Source organism: Actinosynnema sp., assembly GCF_052038725.1.
Genome location: NZ_JBQGCX010000218.1, coordinates 1 through 1,583, shown reverse-complemented (window position 1 = coordinate 1,583; position 1,583 = coordinate 1). Strand labels below are relative to the sequence as shown.

The 1,583-nt window shown below is 73.8% G+C and carries 1 protein-coding gene; it reads left to right on the top strand.

From position 1 onward, the window contains the following. Positions 1 to 335 precede the first annotated feature (335 nt). Positions 336 to 1,583, top strand: a 1,248-nt coding sequence (locus tag ACTUAL_RS04220) for a cytochrome P450 (RefSeq protein ID WP_440899331.1), incomplete at its 3' end; no start/stop codon positions are given.

Below are 1,583 nucleotides of genomic sequence, written 5' to 3'. Positions count from 1 at the left end.
GGCGGCATGGCGGCGGGGCGGCAGGGCGGCATGGCGGCGGGGGCTGCGAAGCGGTGGGGCGGCGGGGGTTGCGAAGCGGTGGGGCGGGGGAGGTTGCGTGGTGTGGGGGGTGAGGTTCTTCCCCCTTCTTGGCGATCTGGTTCGGAAAGCGGTTCACCGGAGTCGGCACTAGCCTGAAAAACCCGGCTGACCAGCGGTTTCGTTTCATGCGTGATGGATCTGCGCGGGGCTGCCGCAGTGCTTTCGCAGGATCGTGGGACGTCAGAGGGCGCCAGTGCCGAATCGCGTGGCTGGGGTCGCTGCGCCCGCCCCGCCCAGGACCAGGGAGGCCGATGATGACGACCGCGCTCCTGCCGCCGTCCGCCCCCGGTGGGTTGCCGCTGCTGGGGCACCTGCCCGCGTTGGCGAGGGACCCGCTGGGGTTCTTCCTCGGGTTGCGCGCGCACGGGCCCGTGGTGCGGATCGGGCTGGGGACTCGGGTGGCCTACGTGCTGACCGAGCCCGAGCTGGTGCGCAGGGTGCACGTGTCCGAGCAGCACCGGTTCGACAAGGGCGGGGCGCTGATCGAGAAGGTGCGGGACTACGCGGGGAACGGGTTGGCCACCTGCCCGGCAGCCGATCACGCGGTGCAGCGGCCGTTGATGCAGCCCGCGTTCCAGCGGGACCGGCTGGTCGGGTACGGGGCCGTGGTGCGGGACGCGATCGAGGAGGTCACCGGGGAGTGGACGCACGGCCGGGTCGTCGACCTGAGCGTGGAGATGCACCGGTTGACCACGTTGGTGACCTCGCGGACGTTGGTGGCCGCTGACCGGGGGGCGCCCGCCGCCGGGCGGATCGCGGAGGGGTTGCCGGACATCACCAGGGGCATGTACTGGCGGATGGTGGTGCCGGGGAAGGTGTTCCCGCGCATCCCGCTCCAGGTGAACCGTCGTTTCGACGAGCAGACCGCGCGCACCCGCGCCGCCGTGGACGCGGTGGTCGAGCAGTACCGGGCCGATCCCGCCGATCGGGGGGACCTGCTGTCGGCGGTGCTGGCCGCCTGCGAGGAGGACCCCGATCCGCGTCGGGCGGTGTACGACCAGGTGATCACGCTGCTGACCGCCGGGGTGGAGACGGCGGCGTCGGCGATGACGTGGACGTTGCGGGCCGTGGACGGCGCCCCCGAGGTGCGGGACCGGATCGTCGAGGAGGCAGTGGGGGTGCTGGGCGGGCGGGTGCCCGCGCACGCCGACCTGGCCTCGCTCGGGCACGCGCAGCGGGCGGTCACCGAGGCGCTGCGGTTGCGGCCCCCGGTGTGGCTGGTGAGCCGGTGCGCCACCGAGGACGTCGACTGGCCGGAGGGGCGGATACCGGCGGGCGCGGACGTGTTCTTCAGCCCGTACGCGCTGCACCGGGACGAGGCCGTGTTCCCCGAGCCGGAGGTGTTCGATCCGGGGCGGTGGGCGGCCGAGCGGGTCACGGCGGCGCAGCGCGGGGGGTTCTTCGGGTTCGGCGCGGGGCGGCGCCAGTGCATCGGGGACGCGTTGGCGGTGACCGAGGTGACCGCCGTGGTGGCGGCGGTGCTGAGCCGGTTCCGGCTGGTC